The organism is Bradyrhizobium sp. MI1.4 (assembly GCF_055811315.1).
This window is the reverse complement of the sequence record NZ_JBVVPP010000043.1, coordinates 41,601-63,701: the sequence shown is the minus strand read 5'-3', so window position 1 is coordinate 63,701 and position 22,101 is coordinate 41,601. Positions and strand designations below refer to the sequence as shown.

General features: G+C 60.9%; 19 protein-coding genes and 2 pseudogenes. 6 read left to right on the top strand and 15 right to left on the bottom strand.

Going from position 1 to position 22,101, the window contains the following annotated elements; genetic code table 11:
* From ftsZ to AC0L23_RS30745, 3 genes and pseudogenes are all read right to left on the bottom strand, one after another.
* Positions 1-1,096: cell division protein FtsZ (ftsZ, locus tag AC0L23_RS30755; RefSeq protein WP_473357714.1), on the bottom strand; the 1,096-nt coding region annotated here is incomplete at its 3' end.
* Positions 1,093-1,653, bottom strand: coding sequence for a hypothetical protein (locus AC0L23_RS30750; protein ID WP_473357713.1), 561 nt, complete (start codon positions 1,651-1,653; stop codon positions 1,093-1,095). The genes ftsZ and AC0L23_RS30750, both read right to left, overlap by 4 nt.
* Positions 1,654-1,776: 123 nt before the next feature.
* Positions 1,777-1,913: pseudogene (locus tag AC0L23_RS30745) on the bottom strand (phospholipase effector Tle1 domain-containing protein); the annotation flags it as partial.
* 199 nt (positions 1,914-2,112) lie between these two features.
* On the opposite strand from AC0L23_RS30745, the gene AC0L23_RS30740 reads away from it, so the two are divergent.
* Positions 2,113-2,787: a hypothetical protein gene (locus tag AC0L23_RS30740; RefSeq protein ID WP_473357712.1), complete on the top strand. Its 675-nt coding sequence runs from the start codon at positions 2,113-2,115 to the stop codon at positions 2,785-2,787.
* Positions 2,788-3,311: 524 nt separating this feature from the next.
* Here the strand turns inward: AC0L23_RS30740 and AC0L23_RS30735 are convergent.
* The 3 genes from AC0L23_RS30735 to AC0L23_RS30725 all read right to left on the bottom strand — a co-directional run bounded on the left by AC0L23_RS30735 (position 3,312) and on the right by AC0L23_RS30725 (position 5,847).
* On the bottom strand, positions 3,312-4,361 hold the full coding sequence (locus AC0L23_RS30735; protein ID WP_473357711.1) for an HD-GYP domain-containing protein: 1,050 nt from the start codon (positions 4,359-4,361) through the stop codon (positions 3,312-3,314).
* Between the two features lie 89 nt (positions 4,362-4,450).
* Entirely contained in the window at positions 4,451-4,774 is a 324-nt protein-coding gene (locus AC0L23_RS30730) for a PilZ domain-containing protein (RefSeq protein ID WP_473357710.1), read from the bottom strand.
* Positions 4,774-5,847 (bottom strand): DUF2336 domain-containing protein, encoded by a 1,074-nt coding sequence (locus AC0L23_RS30725; protein ID WP_473357717.1) that lies wholly within the window; start codon positions 5,845-5,847, stop codon positions 4,774-4,776. Before AC0L23_RS30725 ends, AC0L23_RS30730 begins: the two co-directional genes overlap by 1 nt.
* A 405-nt stretch (positions 5,848-6,252) precedes the next feature.
* On the opposite strand from AC0L23_RS30725, the gene AC0L23_RS30720 reads away from it, so the two are divergent.
* On the top strand, positions 6,253-7,485 hold the full coding sequence (locus AC0L23_RS30720; RefSeq protein ID WP_473357709.1) for a FecR family protein: 1,233 nt from the start codon (positions 6,253-6,255) through the stop codon (positions 7,483-7,485).
* A 125-nt stretch (positions 7,486-7,610) separates the two neighbouring features.
* On the opposite strand, the gene AC0L23_RS30715 is transcribed toward AC0L23_RS30720, so the two are convergent.
* Together AC0L23_RS30715 and AC0L23_RS30710 are read right to left on the bottom strand one after the other, a co-directional pair.
* On the bottom strand, positions 7,611-8,048 hold the full coding sequence (locus tag AC0L23_RS30715; protein WP_473357716.1) for an EamA family transporter: 438 nt from the start codon (positions 8,046-8,048) through the stop codon (positions 7,611-7,613).
* A 213-nt stretch (positions 8,049-8,261) separates the two neighbouring features.
* Positions 8,262-9,245: pseudogene (locus AC0L23_RS30710) on the bottom strand (transposase); the annotation flags it as partial.
* A gap of 269 nt (positions 9,246-9,514) precedes the next feature.
* On the opposite strand from AC0L23_RS30710, the gene AC0L23_RS30705 reads away from it, so the two are divergent.
* Entirely contained in the window at positions 9,515-9,829 is a 315-nt protein-coding gene (locus tag AC0L23_RS30705) for a hypothetical protein (RefSeq protein WP_473357708.1), read from the top strand.
* Positions 9,830-10,032: 203 nt separating this feature from the next.
* Here the strand turns inward: AC0L23_RS30705 and AC0L23_RS30700 are convergent, their stop codons facing one another.
* From AC0L23_RS30700 to AC0L23_RS30680, 5 genes are all read right to left on the bottom strand, one after another.
* Positions 10,033-10,572, bottom strand: coding sequence for a PepSY domain-containing protein (locus tag AC0L23_RS30700; protein ID WP_473357707.1), 540 nt, complete (start codon positions 10,570-10,572; stop codon positions 10,033-10,035).
* Between the two features lie 1,867 nt (positions 10,573-12,439).
* Positions 12,440-13,363, bottom strand: coding sequence for a non-homologous end-joining DNA ligase (gene ligD / locus AC0L23_RS30695; RefSeq protein WP_473357706.1), 924 nt, complete (start codon positions 13,361-13,363; stop codon positions 12,440-12,442).
* Positions 13,364-13,787: 424 nt separating this feature from the next.
* Positions 13,788-14,042, bottom strand: a complete 255-nt coding sequence (locus AC0L23_RS30690; RefSeq protein WP_473357705.1) for a hypothetical protein — start codon at positions 14,040-14,042, stop codon at positions 13,788-13,790.
* Positions 14,043-14,734: 692 nt separating this feature from the next.
* Positions 14,735-16,033 carry an ATP-binding protein gene (locus tag AC0L23_RS30685; protein ID WP_473357704.1) on the bottom strand — a complete coding sequence of 433 codons (1,299 nt, stop codon included), beginning with the start codon at positions 16,031-16,033 and terminating at the stop codon, positions 14,735-14,737.
* A complete protein-coding gene (locus tag AC0L23_RS30680; RefSeq protein ID WP_473357703.1) occupies positions 16,030-16,689 on the bottom strand; it encodes a response regulator transcription factor in 660 nt (219 codons plus the stop codon). The genes AC0L23_RS30685 and AC0L23_RS30680 overlap by 4 nt, the downstream gene beginning before the upstream one ends.
* A gap of 321 nt (positions 16,690-17,010) precedes the next feature.
* On the opposite strand from AC0L23_RS30680, the gene AC0L23_RS30675 reads away from it, so the two are divergent.
* From AC0L23_RS30675 to AC0L23_RS30665, 3 genes are all read left to right on the top strand, one after another.
* Positions 17,011-17,766: a COG4705 family protein gene (locus tag AC0L23_RS30675; RefSeq protein ID WP_473357715.1), complete on the top strand. Its 756-nt coding sequence runs from the start codon at positions 17,011-17,013 to the stop codon at positions 17,764-17,766.
* A 49-nt stretch (positions 17,767-17,815) separates the two neighbouring features.
* Positions 17,816-18,208, top strand: a complete 393-nt coding sequence (locus tag AC0L23_RS30670) for a hypothetical protein (RefSeq protein ID WP_473357702.1) — start codon at positions 17,816-17,818, stop codon at positions 18,206-18,208.
* A 96-nt stretch (positions 18,209-18,304) separates the two neighbouring features.
* On the top strand, positions 18,305-19,078 hold the full coding sequence (locus tag AC0L23_RS30665; RefSeq protein WP_473357701.1) for a COG4705 family protein: 774 nt from the start codon (positions 18,305-18,307) through the stop codon (positions 19,076-19,078).
* Positions 19,079-19,707: 629 nt separating this feature from the next.
* Here AC0L23_RS30665 and AC0L23_RS30660 read toward each other — a convergent pair.
* Positions 19,708-20,760: a M23 family metallopeptidase gene (locus tag AC0L23_RS30660; protein ID WP_473357700.1), complete on the bottom strand. Its 1,053-nt coding sequence runs from the start codon at positions 20,758-20,760 to the stop codon at positions 19,708-19,710.
* A gap of 23 nt (positions 20,761-20,783) precedes the next feature.
* Positions 20,784-22,100, bottom strand: a complete 1,317-nt coding sequence (locus AC0L23_RS30655; protein WP_473357699.1) for an HlyD family type I secretion periplasmic adaptor subunit — start codon at positions 22,098-22,100, stop codon at positions 20,784-20,786.
* Position 22,101 lies beyond the last annotated feature (1 nt).

Here is a 22,101-nt window from a genome sequence, read left to right as displayed (position 1 = left end):
AACGGGTGGGCGACTTCAAATCGGAATGGTGGGCGAGATCATCTCGGAATCCTGGGCGACATCGATCGGAATCCGCACGCAGCCTGCCCGCGAGCTGGGCGATGGCGGTTTCCACCGGTTGCGCCTGAGACGCCGGGTCGAGATTATCGATTCCGGTCGCCACCACCGAGACGCGGACGATACCGTCGAGGCTGTCGTCAAACGACGCGCCGACGATAATGTTGGCGTCCGGGTCGGCCTCGTCGCGAATGCGGGTCGCAGCTTCGTCGACTTCGTACAGCATTAGATCCTTGCCGCCGGTGATAGAGATGATGAGGCCACTGGCGCGCTTGATCGAGGGATTCTCGATCAATGGATTGGAAATCGCGGCCACAGCAGCGGCAAGCACGCGCTTCTCGCCGGAGGCCTCGCCCCGTCCCATCATGGCCTTGCCCTTCTCCTTCATGACGGAGAGGACGTCGGCAAAATCGAGATTAATCAGGCCTTCCTTGACGATGAGGTCGCTGATGCAGGCTACGCCGGAATAAAGCACCTGGTCGGCAAGGGCAAAGGCATCGGCGAACGTGGTCTTCTCGCTGGCCACCCGGAACAGATTCTGGTTCGGGATGATCAGCAGGGTGTCGACCGTCTTCAGCAACTCCTCGATGCCGGCTTCGGCAAAGCGCATGCGGCGCTGGCCCTCGAAGTAAAATGGCTTGGTGACCACGCCGATCGTGAGAATGCCGAGCTCGCGCGCGATCCTAGCGACGATGGGGGCAGCCCCGGTGCCGGTGCCGCCGCCCATGCCGGCCGTCACGAACACCATGTGTGCGCCAGTCAATTGATCGCGGATCGTATCGATCGCCTCTTCGGCTGCGGCGCGCCCCAATTCCGGCTGCGAGCCGGCGCCGAGGCCTGCGGTCACCTTTGTGCCGAGCTGGATGAGGCGCCTCGCCTTCGACATGGCCAGCGCCTGCGCGTCGGTATTGGCGACCACGAACTCGACTCCTTGCAGCCCGGCAGTGATCATGTTGTTGACCGCATTGCCGCCGGCGCCGCCGACCCCAAACACGACGATGCGGGCCTTCATTTCGTGGATATTGGTGGTGCCAGTCATTCTTCCCTCGTGATTGCTCCGGCAAGCCGGGGATGGAGATGAGGATCGAGTGCTACCTGCGAGTCGCGGTCTTCTTCCACGATCGCAGCGGCCAGATGTCCCGGTCGACGCGCGGCTTGTCCCGCGATCGCGCCGCCGGCATGGCGACCGTTCCGCAGAACCGCCACTTCGTCTTCCAGTAGTGCCGCCCACGCATTGGCGGCCGTCGTCTCGGCGGCCGCCTGCGTCAGCTCGACGGCGAGGCGATCGGCGCGCTCGCGCTCGAACACTGCCCTGTAGGCGGTTGCGACGGCCTTGAGCCGCGCGACCTCCGCCTTGAATGCCTCGATCTTAACTGCTTCGATCTGTGTCAGGAAGGCATCGATCGGGTCTACCCGGCGGCCGCGTCTTGGGCGGGGTGTGCACCGGAGCTCGGGGACATCAACGCTCAACAGGGCCTTGCCGTCCTCCGACCGCGAGCGCGGCAACCGTCGGCGTCTCGCAAGCGAACGCGCGGCCTCTCGGGAGATATGGACGCGGGCACCCAGATCGGCATAGGTCAACAACTCGACGCACATCGGCGCTTCTCCTGGAGCGAACCGGGAAGGCATTTCGAGCTAATGATGGCTGGACGATTACCGCAGGCTAGGCCGCGTTGGTTAATGGACGGTTAACGCGCGAGCGGCGCGGTTTACGAGTGCCGTCACCGTGCCGACCCCGGGATCGCAAGACACCATCAGCCGCGGCGCCGTCCCGTCCGTCTTGCGCTGGCAGCGATAGAGCTTGAGGACGTTGGAGATGTTTTCGGAGCTCTCGTGCCGGTGCCGTCACAGCAGATGACGAGGTATTTGGGCTCGGGTCTCGGTGCGTGCTCGGGATGCGCCTCCGGGTGATGCTACCGCAGCGATTATAGCGGAAATGGATGGCAGCGAGGAGACGAAGGCGGCGTCGCCGGCATGCTGCCCCGTGTATCATCTGTTGACATTAACCACTTGTTAACCATGCGGTCGGCTAATGTGGACGGGTGGGGGATCACCATGTCGGCCCATGTGACGCGACCGAAGTTGATGCCTGTTTCGGCCGATCCAGCCTTTCGGTCGCTCAACCGGCTGGCGGTTCGCGCCAAGGCCGTCCTACAGACCAAAACGGCTGTCCTACGGAGCAAAGCCATGTTCGGAAAGGACGATTTAGTGGACAATCTCAGCCGCGATCTTGATCGCGCGCGCGGAAGACGCGATGCACTCGCATCCGAAGCCACGACCCTGACGGCCCAGATCGCCGAAATTGAAGCCCGCCTTTCGGAGGAGAAGACCAGGCGGGAGCGTGATCGCGTTTTGGGCGAAATCGAAGCGATAAAATCCCGAATCAGGCAAGCCGCCGGCGCGTTTGCACCCGTCGTGGATGGTCTCTCCAAGGCGATCGAGTCGGCTGCTGCAGTTGTGCCCGAGGCTCGCGAGCTCAATAGTTTCCTGGTGTCGGTGGCGACCGAAATCGACAGTGTGCTCGATCCCCTGCTGCGCGAACTGGATCAGCGCGCGGATGCGGTGCGAGTCGGCCACGTAGCGCTGGACCTCCCGAGTTCGTCCAATGAAGCTGCCATCGTGCTGCCGAAAGACGGCAACGAACGCCTGCTTCGCTTTCCAGCATGGCTGTCTCGCGACAAGGAGACGGACAAGGAAACAGCGGAGAGCCCGCGCAGCACGGCAGCGTGAACCTGGCGGGCGCCGTCGTCCTTGCGGCGCATCCTTCGAGACGCCCGCCCCAAAATCACCCATTTTGCTGCGCGGCCGGGTCGCATCGTACGAGGCAGATGCTGGTCGTTGCCTAGGGTTGGTGCTACCGGCCTCAGCGTCGAGTTTACTAGTATGCTCTTGGCAAGCTCTGATTGGTTAGGACCAGCCGCTCACACTGTCCGTTCCCAGGTTCGAGTCCGTGCGGATCATTGTGCGGCGTTCGTTGTGCCGCTGAGGCGGTTGCCGAGGTCTGTGACGTGCTGGATTCGATCGGGGATGCGTGCCCGGAGTGTCACTCAGAGCTCGGGTAGGCCGTCTACTCATAGGTCGAGTGCTGCCAGTCAAGGCGCGCTTGAAGTCTGCTATGCCCTAAGTAGCGACGCAAAACGCCATATGGCCGGAGGTCCGAGTCGGGCCAGAAGCCGAAGTGCATGGAAATGAGACCGCCTCCGATCACGCCTTGAGTGGAGGCGTGGAATATTCCTGCATGGTTCGTGCAGAATTCATCTGGTAAGCGCGACATCCTTGAAAGAGACGACTAGCGCCCTGTCCAGCTTTCCCCTCATGCCGCAGAGAATCTCGTACGCTGCCGCGCGCGGCATGGTCAGCTTGTAGGGCCGGTGTTCGATCAGCGCCGCAAAGATATCCGAAATGGTGAGAATGCGAACGATGTCGGTGATGTTCTCGGCGCAGAGGCGGTCAGGATAGCCGCTGCCGTCGAGATATTCGTGGTGGTGCCGGACCGCATCGAGGACTTCGGGTGAGATGTCCCCGTGCCCTTTCAGCACATCGTAACCCGCCGCCGGGTGGGTTTCGACCAACGCTCGCTCCTCGCCGTCGAGGCGTCCTGGCTTGTCCAGGATCGCCAAGGGCACCCTCGCTTTGCCTATGTCGTGGAACATGGCAGCGGTGGAGAGCCGTTCAAGGTCACTTTTACGAAAACCGAGACTGAGGCCGAAATCGACGGCGACGCCGGTCACGAGCAGGCAGTGCTGGAACGTTCCCTCGTGATGGCGCCGCACGGTGGCCAGCCATTCGGATAGCCCATGCTCGGAAATCCGGTTGGTGATCTTGCGGCCGGCCTCTTTGGGACCGGCGACGTCGACTCGCTCCCCGAGGGTGATCGAGGTGAACATCGAGGCGATGGCGGTTGCTGCGGCCTCAACCGCATTGTCAGACTGCGAGATGCCGCTCGTCGACCCAGTTCCGTGGGCGGCTGGATCTACCAAAGCGGCCAGGAGCTTGGCTGCCTCGATCTTGCCAGGCAAAACCAACGTTGCGCCCAGCGCATAAGCTTGCGAGATGCAAAAGTGGGAGGTTTGCTCGACGAGGAAGATGCGCTTCTTTGCTTTGGAGAAGCGCGCAGCTCTCTTTTTTAGCGCGACAATGTTTTCGACCGCCCTCAGGTCGGCACGAACGACGACCGCAGCAGCATCATGCGGAAGCCTTGCTTCCACATCGAGCCGCTCGCCGGCAACGGTGAACTGGCCGCCAAAAATCGAGCAGAGCCCGAAGAGCTTCTCAGAAGTGTCGGCCAATACGTGCACGAGCATGACTGGTGCCTTCGTTCGTCGGGTGCCGGGCTGAATGGGCCTCGTCGGTGGTGCAAGTTGATTGGCTCACTTCGATGAGACTGCTCGGCTCAACTTGGTTTATGCGCGCGCCTGTCGCTCGCTGTCATTTGGGCCTTCTTGCCATTTGCTTGGATAAAATGGACGCCAGCCGTGGTTCCGTCGATCCAGACCAGCTCGCAGCGTCGATAGGCCAGTCCCGTCGACGACAGCAGCATGAAGAACTCCTTGGCCGAGAGAACATCGAGCGACCCTTCGACTTCGATCTTGGCGCCGGTGTTCGAGATATCCAGCAAGATGCAGCTTCGCCGCCAAGTGCCGTCGGAGCCCATCAGGTTCACGGGCTGTCTGTTGTCCATGCGCACCCGAGGGGCCTTGCGACCGTCGAATTTCATTATTTTCCTGCCGGTCTTGCAGTGCGACCGCGGGCGCCCGCGGAGATTTCTCCCCAACGAACGGACCATTGGCTGGTCGAGAGATGAAGCGTTTCGAACAGCACCTGTGCTCGTGCGCGTTCGCCTAGTGAAAGCCCCGCGCCGCGAGTGTTGAGGACCGCCAGCGTGGTCTGCCAGTTCAAGCGCGATGCCCGGCACGCCATAACCGGGCCTTCGTAACCGGACTCTGCCATAACCTGCTCGATGGCCTCAATCGGTGCTCCCGACAGCACCGACAACGCCGTGAACAGGTTGGCTGTCTCACGCCGGATCGCGAACCGATTGACAGTCGAGTCGCTCAGCTTTCCGCTCCGATTGAGCGATATGATCTCCGGCCTCGCAGCGGCGTACTCAGTGTCGTAAGGTCGCTTCGCTGTCGTTAATACTTGCGAGGACGCGTTTGCGTTGGAAGTCTTATTCGCCGGCCGGGGCGATGCCGACAGCAGCTCGCGAACCACCATATCCGGGGTGTCAGGCCTCAGCGTCAGCGCTTTCGTGATCTCGTCGTCCTCCACAGCCCTACGGATCAAGTTGGCATAGGCCGCGCCTGAGAATTCAGCGCCCGGATTGCCGATGACGGCCAGACAAGTCTTGCTGCTGCCGCGCTGCAATATTGCCTCAGTCACCGGGCTTTCGATCCTGCGCCGGCCAGCGATGGCGAGAAGATGATCCTCGCTGCCGGACGTCGCGATCGCCACGAGATCAGCCGGCGACAGGGCGGGAGATTTCATAAGGATCGGGACTGCGATCGCCGGATCGCCGCACGAGGCGAGACGTCGCACGGTCTTCATCGGCGCAGTACCCAGCTCCGCGAGCGTCGTGCTGAGCTCGGCGAGGGTCCCCGGCGTAATCCGCCGGGCTAAGCGAATTAGAACGTCGTCAAGCAGGCCGACCTGCGGCGCTTGCAATCGGTTATTACCGTCGACGAGCAGCTCGGTGGTGCGCCAGAGCATGCGCGCACAACGTTCGGATGAGCACCTCGCGATGGTGGCATCCAACTCGGTAATGAGATCGGCCGCAGAAATTGCCCTCATTGGCTGGCCCAAATTCATTTAAATATCGTCACGTCAAATCAAACGTATTACGCGCTCAAGTTGTTAAGATTCCTTTATATGCCAAACCGTGACATACGAGAGGCTGTTATTATTCAACTGAACGGCGCTCCGTGGCGTATTAAAGTACCTGCTATCTGACGCTGCGGCCTGCGCGTGGACGACTGCCCAACCTGTAACGCATTCCTTGGGCTGCCGTGATTGCGGTCCACCTTTGCACAGCCGCTAACGTTCGGCATTATGGCCTTCAGGGCGAAGAAAAGCTTATGCGGGCGGGCGGTAGTCAATGGATCGTTAACGCGATGTTTCTGCTCTGCTTCTCGCTAAGTCTATGTTGAGTAATTTTGGGTACCCCTCAGGACTGACTATCGTGGACTGAGGACCGTCATGCTGAGCAAAATTCGAATGCGGTGCGCCTTCGCGGCTGCGCTGATCCTGGGAACGGCTTCCGGCGCGTCCGCCGCAGACGACGGCGTCTGGTCGGTCGGAAAGGCCACCGGCGAGGTCTGGGTCGCCACCCGCGGCGCGCAGCAGGTGTCGTTGAATCAGCAGGAGGCACTCAAGCCCGGCGACACCATTCGCACCGGACGTAATGGCCGCGTCCTGCTCGTCCGCGGCGAGGAAACGATCCTGATCTCTCCCAACTCGGTGGTCGGCTTGCCGACCGAGACCAAGCAGGGTCTCTCGACCACCATCATCCAGCAGGCAGGTTCGATCCTGCTCGAGGTCGAGAAACGCAACGTCAAGCATTTCGAGGTCGAGACGCCCTATCTTGCCGCCGTGGTCAAGGGTACCCAGTTCAGCGTCACCGTGAATGCGGGCAGCACCAAGGTGGGCGTGCTTCGCGGCCAGGTCGAGGTCTCCGACTTCAAGACCGGGCAGATCGCCCAGGTCCTGCCGGGGCAGGCCGCCACCGTCTTCGAGCATGGCAAGCCCGGCCTCTCCCTGAGCGGCTCCGGAACGTTCAATCCGATTGAGCACGGCAAGCCGCGCGCCTCGAGCATCGAGCGCGTCCCCGTGCCGAAATCGGGCCTGTCGGCCCCGCGCAATGCCGCGAGCGGCCATGCGGTCCACGCGCTCGGTCCGACCGACAAGGGCACCAGGGCCGCCGGCGCACTGAAGCAATCGCAACAGGCGGCCAGCGGTCACGCGCCCAAGGCTGGCGTCGCGCGCATCTCGAATCCGCTCGGCGAGGTCAAGTTGAACGTCCACAAGGCCACGCACGGGCTGGCGCGAGGAGGGGAAGCGCTCGGCACGGCGAGAGGTGCGCCTCAATCCCGGATTGATACGGTCTGGAATGAGGGCAAAACCAGCTCGACTACATCCAATAGCGCTGGGCAGGCTGCAGGCACGACAAGCAGCGGGGCTGTCGCAAGCACGAGCACGTCAGCTGCGAGCACGCCGGCAGCCGTTACGACCGCAGGCGCGTCCAACGATGGTTCTACCAGAGGAAACACTGAGGACAATAAGGGGAATGGGAAAGGCAATGATGGGAAGGACGGCAAGGACGGCAAGAGCGCAACCGGGAACGGCAAGGGCAATAACGGCAACGGCAACGGCAACAGTGGAGGAAATGACAACAACGGTCATGGCAATGGTCACGGCCATGGCAAACACTGAGGCCGGGGATGACGTCGAAGAACCCGCCCGTCATCCTCTGTGCGAGAGCAAGTCTTCAGCGAGTTTGTTGCGGCCGAGATTTTTTTAGCGGCCTCACTGCGGCGGAGTCAGCTGCAGTCATTCGGCTACCCACTATATGCGACTAGTACCGCTCCAGTCGCTATAAGGATAATCCCCAGCCAATTGAGGACCGATAGCTTTTCACCAAGGAAGAGTACTGCAAAGACCGCAACGAACACAACACTAAGCTTGTCGATAGGCGCGACACGGGCGGCGTCCCCAATCTTCAGTGCGCGAAAATAGCAAATCCAGGACGCCCCGGTTGCTAGTCCGGACAGCACCAAGAAAATCCAGGTCTTGGCTGATACAGTAGTAGGTTGCTGCCAGTTGCCAGTGGCGACGACGATCAGTGCTGCAGTCATCAAGATGACGATTGTCCGAATGAACGTCGCGAAATCAGAATTTACATTCTCGATACCGATCTTGGCAAAAACTGCTGTGAGAGCGGCGAATGCTGCAGAAAGCAGAGCCCAAAATGTCCAAGACAGCATAACGTTCTTCATGATCCTGATCCTGTGGTTAGCTTCTGATCCCTGCAGCGCCTCATCCAAGCCACCACGTCCGTTCCCTTGCCCCGAAGAACTCGGAGTGAATTCGTACCTCGGGGTTCCGCATTGGCTCCTTCGAAGCGCCAAAGTTCGCTGACAATCAGAGATGCCAGCGGATCCGCGAGCTCCCGGCAAGTCGCAAGTGTAGAATCTCGAAGGAAAACGAGTTCGGACGCAGCAGAAGTGATGTCCGCTGAGGGTCTTGATCGTGCCGAAGGGATGCTCGACCGTCTCGCGCCGCGTCCGCATGGCATCGGGATTGGAATCGAGCCGTCTCTGGACCTCCTCGATCACATACTCATGCTCCCAGCGCGTTATGCGGCGCTCCTTTGACGGCGTGCATTGGCTCTTGATCGCGCAGCCCTGGCACGCTGCTGTCGACCAGTAACGGCGCAGCGTCATTCCGTGCTCGATGTTGGTGTAGTGATAGGGCAGCAGCTGGCCGGATGGGCAGCGGTAGACGTCCTCATCGGGCAGGTAGGCGAAGTCCTGTTTGCCGAACCGGCCCTCCGCCTTGGCGTTCGACGTCATGGGCTTGGGAAAGGTGACTGCAACGCCAGCCTGTTCGCAGGCCAATATCTCTTCTCCATCGAAGTAGCCACGGTCGGCGACTGCCTCGAGTTTGTCCGCTTCGAGCACCTCTTTGGCTTGCTTCGACATCCGAGCAAGCTGCCCACGGTCGTTGCCGACGTTTACGACCTCGTGCGTAACGACCAGATGGTGTTCGGTGTCCACCGCGACCTGGACATTGTAGCCGACGACGCCCGATCCGCGTCCACTGGTGGCCATCGAACGGGCATCCGGATCGGTGAGCGATATCTGTTGATCCGGTGCGTTGCGCATCTGCGCATCAAGCACTTCCAGGCGGCTCATCTCCTGCTTCAGCCGAGCGATCTTTTCCTTGATCCTCGTCATCTTGATGCTGATCGCTTCCGATGGCTGCTGGCGGTCGGCACTATCGAGTTGACGTAGATATCGACCGACGCTTTCCTCGATCTGCGCCATCCGCCTCGCCATCTTGGCATGCGTGAAGTTGCGGTCGCAGTTGTTCACCGCCTTGAACTTGCTGCCGTCGATGGCGACGCTTGGGGTCTGCAACAGGCCCATTTGCCGGCATAGGGCAACGAACTTCGCGCAAACCTTCCGGATCGCCGCGCTCATCTAGTCGAGGCCGTACCGGCCGCCAATGTCCCGGCAGGATGCCTACAAGACCCTGTGCGGGATGGATGGAAAGCTGGAAGGATCGCTCGTGAAGGCGTTCCGAGACGTGGCGCTGACCCCACAAAGACGCGCGGTCCGTCCTTAAGAAGCCATGGGCGCCCAAGCTAAAACATCAAGAAATGTCGAAGCGTTTGGCACCCCTTTTCTTAACCCGCAGCACGTAATGTTTTCGTTATCCGCTGACTTTCTGCGGCCCAGAAATGAGCCCCGCCACATTCTCAGGGTGGCGGCGCCTCACCCTGATCGAGGCTATCCGGCCGATGGACGACAAAGTCAAGGTTAGGTGCCCGGGCTGCACCCGTGTTTTTCGGGAGAAGATCAACCGAGTCCGAGATGGATTGCAGGTTAACTGCCCGAATTGTTGCAAGCTTATTACACTGTCCAAAGAGACTGAAGACCCATTCCTTCGGCGGGCATTGAAGACGGCGCGAGAGATGCGAGCCGCAGAGCAGGATCGGATAGCCAGTCAGGTTTACAAGGGCATAGCTTCCGCGCCGTCCCGCGAAACGTCCTAAGGGTCAAGAGCGCGACTTCTGCTCTTAGCTGACAAGGTCCGCTCACTGGACTGAAGGAGGCATTAAGCATTCGCAAGTTTGAGGTGGCCATCAATATACTGTCCAGTGACCGACCCGTAATCTTTCGCTCCGAACGCGCCGCATCATTCACGTTTACGAATAGCGTTCGTTAAATAGACTCCAGAATCAATGCTTACGATGACTCATTTGATTTGGCCGGTCGTGGGGTCAACAACAAACTTAGTCGTTCCGCCCCTATTTACGATCGTAACCTCGTAAACTATCCGGCCGTTTATCTCCTCAAGCCCGGCGTTGATGGCTTTTCCGGAGCCTTTTTCCTCCGCCACGGCAGTTGCCTTGGAAAGATCGACTGAAGCTTTCAGCAGGCCAGCCAATTCCAGCTTATCCTCTTCGTCAAGCTTGGATACCGGTGTGGTCATCCCCTCACCGATTATTTCTCCCGTCCAAGCGTCGACCGCGCCTTCCCACACGTTGTTGTCCTGATAGGTCTTTACCTTATAGGCCAGCTGACCCGCCTCGCTGTCAAAGCTTACATCGACGACTTTCGCATCCTTGTGTTTCTTCGCTGCGATACTTATCGCCTCAGCGAGACTGACCTTTGCTTTCTCGAAGGATTTTATCACCTTCTCAGTGGGTAATACGTCAGGCTCCGGAGCACGTTGTGCAAACGCGGGAGCAACGGTGCACAAAATCAGGAGCGAGAGGATTCTTGTTTTGCGCACGGAGAACCTCCTTCTCTGGTTCCTCCCAACAGGCGCCTAGAGCTAGGCCAAATGTAGGCGGGTCGCCGGTTCGCCTTGCTGCCCAGCTTGGCAATGATCGACCGGAACGATCCTATCCGTGCGTCGCCTTTTGGCCGATTCTGTTGCAAAAGTCAGTTGAGACGAGAGTTGGTCTGCCTCACGCTGCGGCGCTCCGTATGGCTCTCCTCAGGCGGTTAACAACGACTCCAGAACGAGAGTAGGCAACTTCGGTTCCCGAACCGGAACGAACTTAGGTCCTTGGCAAACAGGGAAGCGCGCTGCGCCCCCGGATGCCTAAGGGACTCTATGCTCGGCGGTAGATGCCCCATAGCGCGATTACCAGAACGGCCCCAGCGCCGGCGACAAGCAGCATCAGGATTACCCCCAGCATCCGAATCACTCCCCTGAGATGAGAATGCACCCGCGGGCGGGAAGTCGTCATTAACACAGAGCAGGATGGCGGTTCACGAAGCGCAGCCGACCACTTCTCACGGGCGGCTCCCGGCTCGGCCGGCCGGACAGGTCCTGCTGGAGCTGCATTGACGGAAGGAACAATCCCCACGTTGCTGAATTATCTCGATGACGCCTCCAAGGTCAAAACAAGCATAAACGGCCTCAGCTTCTCCCATTGCCCCCGGAGCTGAGGCCGTATCGTATCTGCGGCCACCGTGAAGGATCGGCCGCCTTGAACTAGGGGCCCCCCGAAACCGCCGACTTTGTTGTAGCTTGCCTCTAACCCGAAGGCCCGCCAGCGTCGCGTGAACCGCCGGCCCGAGCCCCCCCGCGTTCCAGTCCCGGAACACAATGCACGATGGCCGCAATTCGGTTCCGGCGAATTTCGCTTGCAACTTAGAAGAGGTTGACGCAAAATTTTATGACCGGGGCTGGCTGCATATTTCACTTAGTTCATTTTACCCGGCTTGTTTGACCATGCGCAGGGCCGCAGCGATTTAACCTCCCGCTGCGGCCTTCGTATGTGGGCCACCCCGAACCTTCACCCTCCACGCCCATACTCATGAGCATCCGGGATTTTTACTGATCCCGTCCGCGCTGGACGGATATCAAGCCGCCGGGACAAGGTATTGCGTGCCCGGCGGCGTCATTTGGGCCTGTCGTTCAGGCGAGCACCTGCCAGCGCCGGCGGACCTTTCGAGCGACTTTTCCCCACCTACGACAAGCGGTAGTTCGCGCCCGCCCGGACCTACTGGGAATCGATAATTTGCGAAGGACCTACGATGCCGCTTCGAGTGTTGGCATGCGCAGTAGCGGTCGATACACGAAATGGGCCGGTCACTATCCGCCCCGCTCTCCTGTTGAATGGCTGGCTGAAAGCCATGTGACGCGCTGGTCCCGTTTCGTGAGATTGTCGCTCATCTTCCTCCTCCATCGCCTTTACAAGCCGCTCATCGTCGAGAACGGCCAGCACGTCATTGATCGTCTTTTCGCTGTCCCTCGGCCCAGGCTCGGCAGCGAGCCAGGATGGCTTGAGCTTCTTTTACCGCTCGGGTTACGCGATCCGGCATGCCGGTACTCCACCCACTGGCGAAGAAAACGCCCGTAAGAACTGTGTGGTCCCAAAAGGAAGGCCTCCGGGAGGGGCGGAGGCCTAGTCTGGGGAGGTTGCATATGCTTGAAAAATTGACCTGCTGCGCCCCGTTCCTACCGCTGCGCATGAAGCTGGCGCCTCCGCGCTAATCGCTTAATCTGCGTTAGGTGCGCAGCAATGGCGAGAGGCTTCAACATAGCCCGTCTGCTTGGAGCGTCGGCGCTTCAAGGCCACCGCATCTTCATCGCTCAGGCGGAGGTATCATTACCCCGCATGCAGAGCGCGTCGAATGTACATGAGCTATTTCTTGGACAACCCTTTGAACGAACTGGCGCGAAGCAGACCTTCAGAGGTGATGTCGCGATATTCGACGTCGGCGTAGAACTTCGGCTCGACCCAGGTGGCCTTCGGTTTCTTGACGGGCTTGGTCAGCTTCTGCCTCGGGCTGACGACGGTATCGAGCGCCTTGCGGATCTCCGCCGATTTCATCCGGCTCCAGCCCGTGCCGACCTTGCCAATATAGCGCAGCTCCTTCCCCTCCTGCTTGCCGAGGTAGAGCGCGGCGACGCCGGACGGGTCCTTGACGAAACCAACAACAGGGAATTTCTCGCGCTGCACCGTCTTGATCTTCTGCCAGGCCTCGACCCGATCCGACCGGTACGGCGCATCAACCCGCTTGGAGACCATGCCTTCGTAGTTCAGCTTGCTCGCGGCCTCGAACAACGCCTGACCGTCACCCTCATGGTGCTCGCTGTAGAAGATGGGGGCTTCGAGCCCGTTCTCCTCGATCAACTGCTTCAGCAGCTCCTTGCGGGCAAGCTGCGCATGTTTGCGGAGGTCTACGCCGTCCAACCACAGGAGGTCGAAGGCGAAGAAAACGAGGCGGTCCTGGTCACCTCTACCGAGGTCGGCCTGAAGTTCGGAGAAGTTGGTGCGCTCTTCGTGGATGACGACCACTTCCCCGTCCACGATAGCCTGACCCGGAATGTCGAAGGCGCCTGCAATGACCGAGAACCGGTCGATCCAGTTATGGCCGTTGCGGGTGAAGGCCTTGCGGTCCTCGCCGTCGAGGTGGAGCTGGATGCGGTAGCCGTCGTATTTGACTTCGTGAATCCACTGAGCCCCCGAAGGGGCTTTCATCTTCAGGGTCGCAAGCTGGGGGCTGATAAAGCCCGGCATGGAAGCTCGCGACTTCTTGGCCGGTGCTCTGGTACGCTTTGCCACGAACGCAACTCACAAAAAGCCCCGCCGCCGGTGTTGGGAGCCGACGGCGGGGCAGTCTACCTACCTTACTTAGGACTCTCCAACCGCGAGGCTCATGCGGGTTCCCAGGCGTTCTCACATACAACCGCAATTGAGATTCCAGGTTGTATTTTCAACGTAAACTAGAACGGCCACCGAACGGTTAGGGAACGCGGTGCGATACAGCAACGCCCTCAGTACTGCGGCCTCTTCAAAAGCTCCGGCAGCCGTGAGATTGCCTCGCGATCCGCGGGTAAGGAATTGCTCGGCGTATTGGTACGGGCGCCGGTGAAGGTCTTCGCGGTGGGGCACAGAGAAGACGGAGAAGGGTTCGCGTCCTTCACGCGGAAACATTGCTCCTCCTCTACCATCACCCACGGCGCCGGAAACCGCCGAAGGTTATCCATTACATCCTTCGGTTTGCCGGAGTGCCCCTTATCGGCTTGCCGGACGCATTGGTCGGGCTTTCCTTTGCTGCCCGCGCCTGCCGGTCTCGCTCGGCGCAGAGGTCGTCAACCTTGCTCAGCATCCGCTGAAGCAGGGTCGCAGCCGAGGCGGTCGATATCCCAGCCCGTTGAAGCTGGAGGATTTCCTTGCGCTGGCGGCTGACCTGCGAGCGCATGCGCTCGATTTCCGAGCGGAGATATTCGAGTGTGGGCATGAGCAAACCTGGGGTGCTGCCCGAATAGAACGAACCAAGAACTCAGAGTCAAGCGCTGCTGAGCGGCCGCGCATCAGACGTTCAAGGTGGTTAACGTTACAAGCTTCGGAAAGCGTACTGCCAAGGGTCCACCCCGGGGGTGCAGCCGAGGGTCGGTCCGGGTAAATGGAAAATAGTTCAACAGAAACAATGATGCATGGCGGAGAGCGTGGGACTCCCATCCCCCATACCCCGATTGCGCGAAAACCGCCGAAAAACAAGGATTCCCGGAAAGTCCGGTCGAAGTTTGTGACCACCGCTGTTGTACCACCTATGTGGTCTACCGAGCGGTCGATCTCAGCCGATTTCGAAGCATTTCGGGACGCTGCGCCCGAGTCGGTGGCGCTTCAATCGGCAGTCTCTTCTAATCACTCCGTAAGAATGGCATCCAGGACAGCGCCGTAGACTGCCCCATCTGCCAGATCTGCCGCCGTCCTTCTTCGTCCGGGTTAGTACGGCAATGTCTCAAAGCGGCACGGCCTGGGACTTCCAAGGCGTCATCGCAGCGACGATCACCCCCCGCTCGGCCGAACTCTGAGTCCAACTGGCTTCCCGGGCAGGCTCCAGATTTCTCGCCGGCTCGGTGACGCACAGAAATCGTCCAAGTCGATATGGACGACATCGCCACCTCCTGTTCGAGAGGCGTGATTCCTTCAATCTGATGCTTGCAACCTTACAACCACGCGAAGGCCTGTCCTATGGGCGGTCAGATTTTCGAACTCGATCGACCCATCGTACCTATGGATGATGCGCCTCACGATCGATAGACCAAGCCCGGATCCATCACCGGACGGCCTGCGTCCCCGATAGAACGGCTCGACTATGCGCTCGATGTCCTGCGGTGGAACGCCGGGTCCGGTATCGTCGATCTGCAGGACGGCCCGTCCGGCTTCGCGATAGACGCCCACATCCACCCGCCCTCCATCCGGAGTGTATCTCACCGCGTTTTCGACGAGGTTGCGGACGACGGAGACCATGGCAACCGGATCGGCGCTCACGGAAACAGGCTCTGCCACGGTGAAGCCGAGATCGACGTTGCGCGCGGAAGCTTCCGCCAGGAGATCCGCGACGACTGTCTTCGCAATCTGGTCCAGGTGGACCGTCTCCTTGACCTCCGAATAGGCGAGATCTTGCCGTGCCAATGCCAGAAGTTGATCGAGCAGATGTCGGGTCCGGCGCATCCCGCTTTTCAGAGCTTCGAGCCGGTCCCGCGCCGCCGGCGGCAAGTCGAGAGGGTCAAGATTTTCAGCCTGCAGACTAAGAGCCGTGATTGGTGTGCGAAGTTCGTGGGCGGCGTCCGCCACGAACCGCCGCTGCTGCTCCATCATGGCCCGGATTCGTTCGAGCAGGCCGTTGATCGAGCCCAAGAATGGCTGCAGCTCGCTGGGTGCGCTCTCCGCCGGCAGCATGCGCAGGTCGTCGGCCCTGCGGACGTCCAACTCTTCGGCCAGGCGAACCACAGGGCGGAAGGATCGACCGATTACCAGCGCCGTGACCAGCAGCAGGCAGGGGACCAGCGCGGCGATCGGCAGCAAGGTCCGGATCGCCATATCGCCGGCGATTTCCGAACGGATCTCGTCCCCTTGCGCCACGGCGAACCGGCTGCCGTCCGGGCGCGTTCGGAGCAGCACGCGGGCCGGCCGGCCCTGGCGTACGTCATTGTTAAGGCCATCATGCAGGCCCCAAAGCCTGCGATCATCCGCCGACCCGCGCGGGATCGGGCCAAGCTCGAGCAGGACCACTTCCGACTCGGCGTCGACGCCTCCGACGGGCTGACTCTGCCTGGTCGATGCATTCATCGCGAACGTTCCGATCTGGGTCAGGACCGAATCCTGCATTTCGATGGCTTCGTTGTAGGCCCACAGGTATGCCAATGTGCCGCCGGCAGCGCCCGTGAGCACGATGATCGCGGTAAGGCCGGTGAAGAGGCGTCCGCGCAGCGATCTGATCATGACGGCCGGTCCACCATCCATCCGACGCCCCTGACATTCCTGATCGCCGTGGCGCCGAGCTTCTTGCGGACGGCATGGATTAGAAATTCCACGGCGTTGCTTTCAACCTCTTCGCTCCAGCCGTAGATGTGGCGTTCGAGCTCGCTCCGGGACAGGATCGTGCCGGGGCGCGCGAGTAGGGCCTGAAGCAGTGCGAACTCACGGGCGCTGAGCACGCTCTTCTCTCCGAAGAACGACGCTTCGCGGGTCGCCGGATCCAGTTGGAGCTTGCTGTTGCCGAGTATCGGCGAAGCGCCGCTGCCCTCGCGTCTCATCACGGCACGCATGCGCGCCAGCAGCTCGCCGACCTCGAAAGGCTTGACGAGGTAATCGTCCGCCCCGAGATCGAGACCCCGGATACGGTCGGTCAATGCGTCGCGCGCGGTGAGGATGATCACGGGCAAGCGACCGCTCGAGCGAATGTGTTTCAGCACGTCGAGACCGTCGATAAGGGGCAAACCAAGGTCTAGAAGCGCGATTTCGTAGGTCTCGCTACGGATCGCTGCCATGGCCAGTTCGCCATCCTGAACCCAGTCAATGGCGTAAGCGGCGTCCTTCAGCGCCTCCACCACTGCGGCGCCGATCATCCTGTCGTCCTCGACCAGGAGCACTCGCATCGTTCAACAACCTCGTCGGCCGAGGAAATTTTCCTATCCCGCCCGCGCGCCCTTCGCATCGCGCGGCTTCCGCCGACGCTGCGCAGCGGTCATCAGAAGGCGAGCATATGGCGAAGAATGCCGTCTTCCAACTTGACGGTTCCCTCGGAGGGTAGACCCCGCCGACTTAGGCAGGACTTAGGGCCACCAGAGCCCGCCTGCGGACGCCTCCGGCCCTAAGCCGGAGCTAAGTCTGCATGTGCAAGCTGATCCTTAATAGCGGCCCTGCCGATCTTAGACAGGAGACTAATCGACGTGCTTGGGAACAAACGCATCGGCGACATGCTGAACAAAGTGCCCGAGGTCACCGTGATCTTCTGGATCATCAAGATCATGTCGACCACTGTCGGCGAGACCGGCGCGGACTATCTCGCCGTTCATGTCGGTCTTGGCACGACCCTGACTGGTCTCCTCATGGCGAGCCTGCTCGCGGTGGCTCTCGTCGTCCAACTTAGTATGAACCGCTATGTGCCATGGATCTATTGGTTGACGGTGGTGCTGGTCAGCGTCGTAGGCACGCAGATCACCGATTTTCTCTCGGACAAGCTGGAGGTCAGCCTCTACATCAGTACGGCGGCGTTCGCGCTCGTTCTGGCTGCCACCTTCGCGATCTGGTACGCGGTCGAGCGGACGCTGTCGATCCATACGATCGTCACGACGCGGCGCGAACTCTTCTACTGGGCGGCGATCCTCTTCACCTTTGCGCTCGGCACCGCGGCCGGCGACCTCGCGACCGAAGCGCTTGGACTTGGCTTCAACGTCGGGGTCTTGGCTTTCGCCGCGCTAATCGCGGCCGACGCCGGCGCCTCCGCACTCGGTGTCGACGCAGTGCTCACCTTCTGGGTCGCCTACATTTTGACCCGTCCCCTCGGCGCGTCGCTTGGCGACCTCCTTTCGCAGTCCCGAGAGTATGGCGGTCTCGGCCTCGGCACGATCTACACCAGCCTCGCCTTCCTGACCGTCATCATCGCCCTGGTCGCGTGGCTCTCCTTCCAAGGAGAGCGCGCCAGCAAAACTCAAAGCTTCCCAAGCAACTGACCCCCTATTTTTCGAAGGTTCGACCAAACCAACCACTAGGACCGACAAGATGAAAAAGACTGCGATCAAATGTGCTGCGGCAATCCTTGCCATCGCGATTGGCCAATCGGCTCCCTACACGGACGGCGTTCTTCTGCCCCGCGCGGAAGCCGCACAGTCCAAGCTCGGAGATCTGACGCCATTCCGCAGCATCGCTGTCGAAGTCGCAGCACTCGTCGACAAGGGCGACCTTCCTGGCGCCAAGATACGAATCAAGGATCTTGAAACCAAGTGGGACGAGGCGGAAGCCGGTCTGAAGCCGCGCGCGGCGGCGGACTGGCACACGGTCGACAAGGCCATCGACCGAGCGCTCGAAGCGGTCCGCGAAACGGATCCTGACATCGCCAAGTGCAAAAAGGCGCTCGCGGATCTCCTCTCCGTCATGGATTCCATGAAGGCCTGACGCCACGCCGACCCGCGATCGCGGCCCGTCGGTCTTCGTGACCGGCCGTCACAATGCGGCGCGTCCGGCCGCCCGCCTCAAGAAAAGGAATCCCACATGAAAGACGGCATTGTAGAGAGCAAGGTTCCGGAAGTAACGGTGATCTTCTGGATCATCAAAGTGCTCGCCACGACGCTCGGCGAAACCGGCGGCGACGCCGTATCAATGTCCATGAATCTCGGATACGCGGTGAGCAGCGCGATCTTCCTAGGGATCTTCCTGATCTCGGTCGCTGGCCAGATATCGGTCCGGAAGTTCCATCCCTTCCTATACTGGTTCGTTGTCATCGCCACGACCACGGCCGGCACGACCATGGCCGACTTGGCGGACCGTTCGCTCGGCATCGGCTATCCGGGGGGATCCTCGCTTCTGTTCGCGGTTCTGATGATCTCGCTCGTCGTGTGGTACCGGTCGGAAGGATCGATCTCGGTCAACACCGTTTCGACCCCGCGAGTTGAAGTCTTCTATTGGACTTCGATCCTCTTCTCGCAGACGCTCGGAACAGCGCTCGGCGACTGGATGGCCGATACCAACGGTCTTGGCTACGAAGGCGGAGCACTGGTGTTCGGCGCCGGACTCGCCATTGCCGCAGCGGCTTACTACTTCACGTTTGCGTCGCGCACGGCGCTATTCTGGGCTGCCTTCATTCTAACGCGGCCTCTCGGAGCCACACTAGGCGATCTGCTCGACAAGCCGCTGGCCAATGGCGGGATGGCATTCAGCCGTTACACTGCGACGGCAATCCTAGCGGCGTTCATCGTCGCTTGTGTGACCCTTCTTCCACAGCGGGCTGGCGGGGATCCCGGACGGCTCAAAGCCTCCAAGATTTGAACGGCATCTACGCGATCGAGGATGTGCGACTTCGGTGACAACGCACTGAGTTGGGCCTCAAGTTCGGTCTGAAACTCCCTGAGGTTTCGCGCCGTTAGACCGGCGCAAATTCTTAGGCAGGCCGACGGCAGCGTTCCAGCTTGGCCTCAAGGCCGCTTCTGTCCTGCTCTCGATCCATTAGGGCACAGGAAATCGGCCGAGCCCAGTCCGTTGCAGCATCCGAATCTCGCGATCCCGAGCGCAGGGCGCTTCAGCGCGTGCTCCGTTGGTCGCTCGGACGTTCGGAAACTGCGGGATCGGCATCGGAGCCCCGGCCCCTGTCGTTGCGTTTGTGCAGGTCTCCGAGCCAAAGGATGGGTCCCCGCAGCTTTTCGCTGCGCTTGCAGTACCGGAAGCCGAACTGGCCAACAAAGCCCCTGAACAAGTTCGTGAGGGCGGCGAGCTTGATCCCCATGATCCGGATATATCTGGGGAGCCATCGGCCGGACGGTGTCGTGAGTGAAGAGCGGCTCATTGCGCGTTCCTGGCGTCATAGAATCAATAAACCACGAGCGCCGGATTATTCCGCGGTCGAAGAAATTCTGGGCGGCAGTTCTTCCAAGTGCAGTTACTTTTCGCACCGTATCGAGCTACCGTTCGCCCTCGCTTCGGATCAGGATCAATCGCGTGGTCGATGAGATCGTCTTCCCACCCGAGACCATTTCGACTTGCAGTCCGTACTCCCCTGCTCGCTGCGCGGACTTGCCTCCGGCATAGGCGATGTAGTTCGCCTTCCGTCTCTCAAGCGGTTTGGTTTCGATGTGCATCAGGGTTTTTCCGTCCGGATCGACGATGCGCATTCTGAAAACACTGTCGGTCTCGACGTTGATCGCCCAGACCCAAGCGATGATGGGTTGCGACGTCTTAGGGACGGCCGGTTCACCTTCGCGAACGAGGTTCGCAAGCTCGGGCGGAGCGTTTGCGAGCCCGATCAGCAGGATCGCCGAAGCCGACCGGGAAAGTGCATCCCGGACGGCCGGTTCGAACAGGCTTCCGCCGGTTGCACCGCAGGCTTCTCGACCGATTCCAAGTGGCCGCCCCGTCAGGGGCTCGAGCGTCCTGCCATCCTTTCGGACCGACAAGTGCACATGGGGAAATTCGGCCAATCCCGATGCCCCGATCGACCCCAGACGGTCGCCTTTCTTCACGTGCGCCCCAGGCCGGACGGCGATGCTGGCTTCCTTGAGGTGGCAATATTGCGAGGTCAGCCCCCCGGAATGCTCGACGAGGACTCCGTTACCGCACTCCTTTCCCGCGGTATCTTTCTCCTGTGCCCGATCGTAGATGCGGTCTGGAATGCCGTCCCTCACGCGCGCGACCATGCCGTCGGCAGTTGCGATCACGGGCGTTTGGCGGTCGATATCCTTGAGCGCGCGGATGCGAATGTCCCAACCGTCGTGCCCCTGGTACGTGGCATTGCCGCAGAGCGGATCCAAGGCCTGGTCACTTGGATCGACGTCCGGCATCTGCTGCACGAAGCAGTCCACGCCCAGGCGGCAGTCGACAGGCAGCCCTAGATTGGGAGACAACTGGTCGTCTGCGCTTGCCGGCGGGATTGCCGCCGATAAAATGATGAGCCCAAGCAACGCTGGCGCCAGCCGGTATTGGCTGTGCGCCGCGCAATGGGACTTGAGCTTGAACATTTTCGCAGCAGGGAACAGGTGCTCTACTCCTCCCGGAAGGATTTCATCATCTGATCGGTGAACGGCTTCATCAGGTAGGAAAGCGCCGTCCTATCGCCGGTGGTGAGGAAAACCTCGACCGGCATGCCGGGCACGATCGGCTTGCCGGCCACTTGCCTTTGGCCATCCGCAATCGCGATGGTGCTGAGATAGTACGTCTGACCGCTGGCCTGGTCCAGCGTCGCCGCCGCTCCGATCGTTTCGACCGTCCCCGCGACTTCCGGCGTGGTCCGCTGGTTGAAGGAGGAGAATCTGAGCCTCGCCGATTGCCCGGTCGCGGCCTGGTCGATGTCGGTCGGAGACAGCTTCGCTTCAACGACCAGGTCGGCGCTCTCGGGGACGATGGACATGAGCGTCTCCTTGGGGGCGATCACGCCGTTGACCGAATTGACGGCGAGCTCGTTGACGGTGCCGGAGATAGGCGAACGGATCACCATGCGCGAGAGGCGGTCCAGCGACGCCACGATCCGTTCCTGAAGCTCCGCCAGTTTTCCGTCGACGTCGCGCAGGTCCCGCTGACCGTCGGTTCGCGCCTGCTGGTCGAGTTCGATGATCTTGATCCGCGACTCGCTGATCTGTCCCTTGACGCGGGCGATGTTGGCGTCGATCTCGCCCTTGAGGCCGTCGATCTTGACGAGATCGCGCTCCATGGTGCGGATCTTGCCGATTTCTATGAAACCCTTGTTGTAGAGCGGCGTCAGACGCTCGAGATCCTCTTTGACCATCTTGCGCTCGTTGGCGTTGGCCTCCTGCTGCGCGGTCAGCCCGCGGACCTGCTCCTCGAACTGCGCGATCTGCAGCGACAACTGATCGCGCCTGGCCTCCCGCACGGCCAAGTTCTCGTTGAAGAGCCGGATCTCGCCCCGCGCGATCTCCACCGTGAACGGGTCGTGCTCGAACCGGGAGTCGAACCTGATGGCCGTGGCTCCTTCGCGCTCGGCCAGATGCCGCGCCCTTCGGCCCTCGAGCTCCGCGCGCTGCCCCTTGAGCACGCCTAGTTCCGCCTTGGTCTGGGTCTCGTCCAGCCTGACGAGGACATCGCCCACCTTCACGGCGTCGCCATTGGCGACCAGGATCTCGCCCACGATGCCACCGTCGCGGTGCTGGATCAGCTTGACCTGCTTCCTGACTGCGACCTTGCCTTGCGCGATCACGGCGCCGGTCAGCTGGGCGTGCACCGCCCAACTGCCGCATCCGCCGATCAGGGCGGTGGCGAGAACGGCCACCATCATCACGCGCGAGCGGATCCCGAATGACTGCTCCGCAAGGCGCGCGGGCCGTTCCGTGGGCTTTAGGTTCATC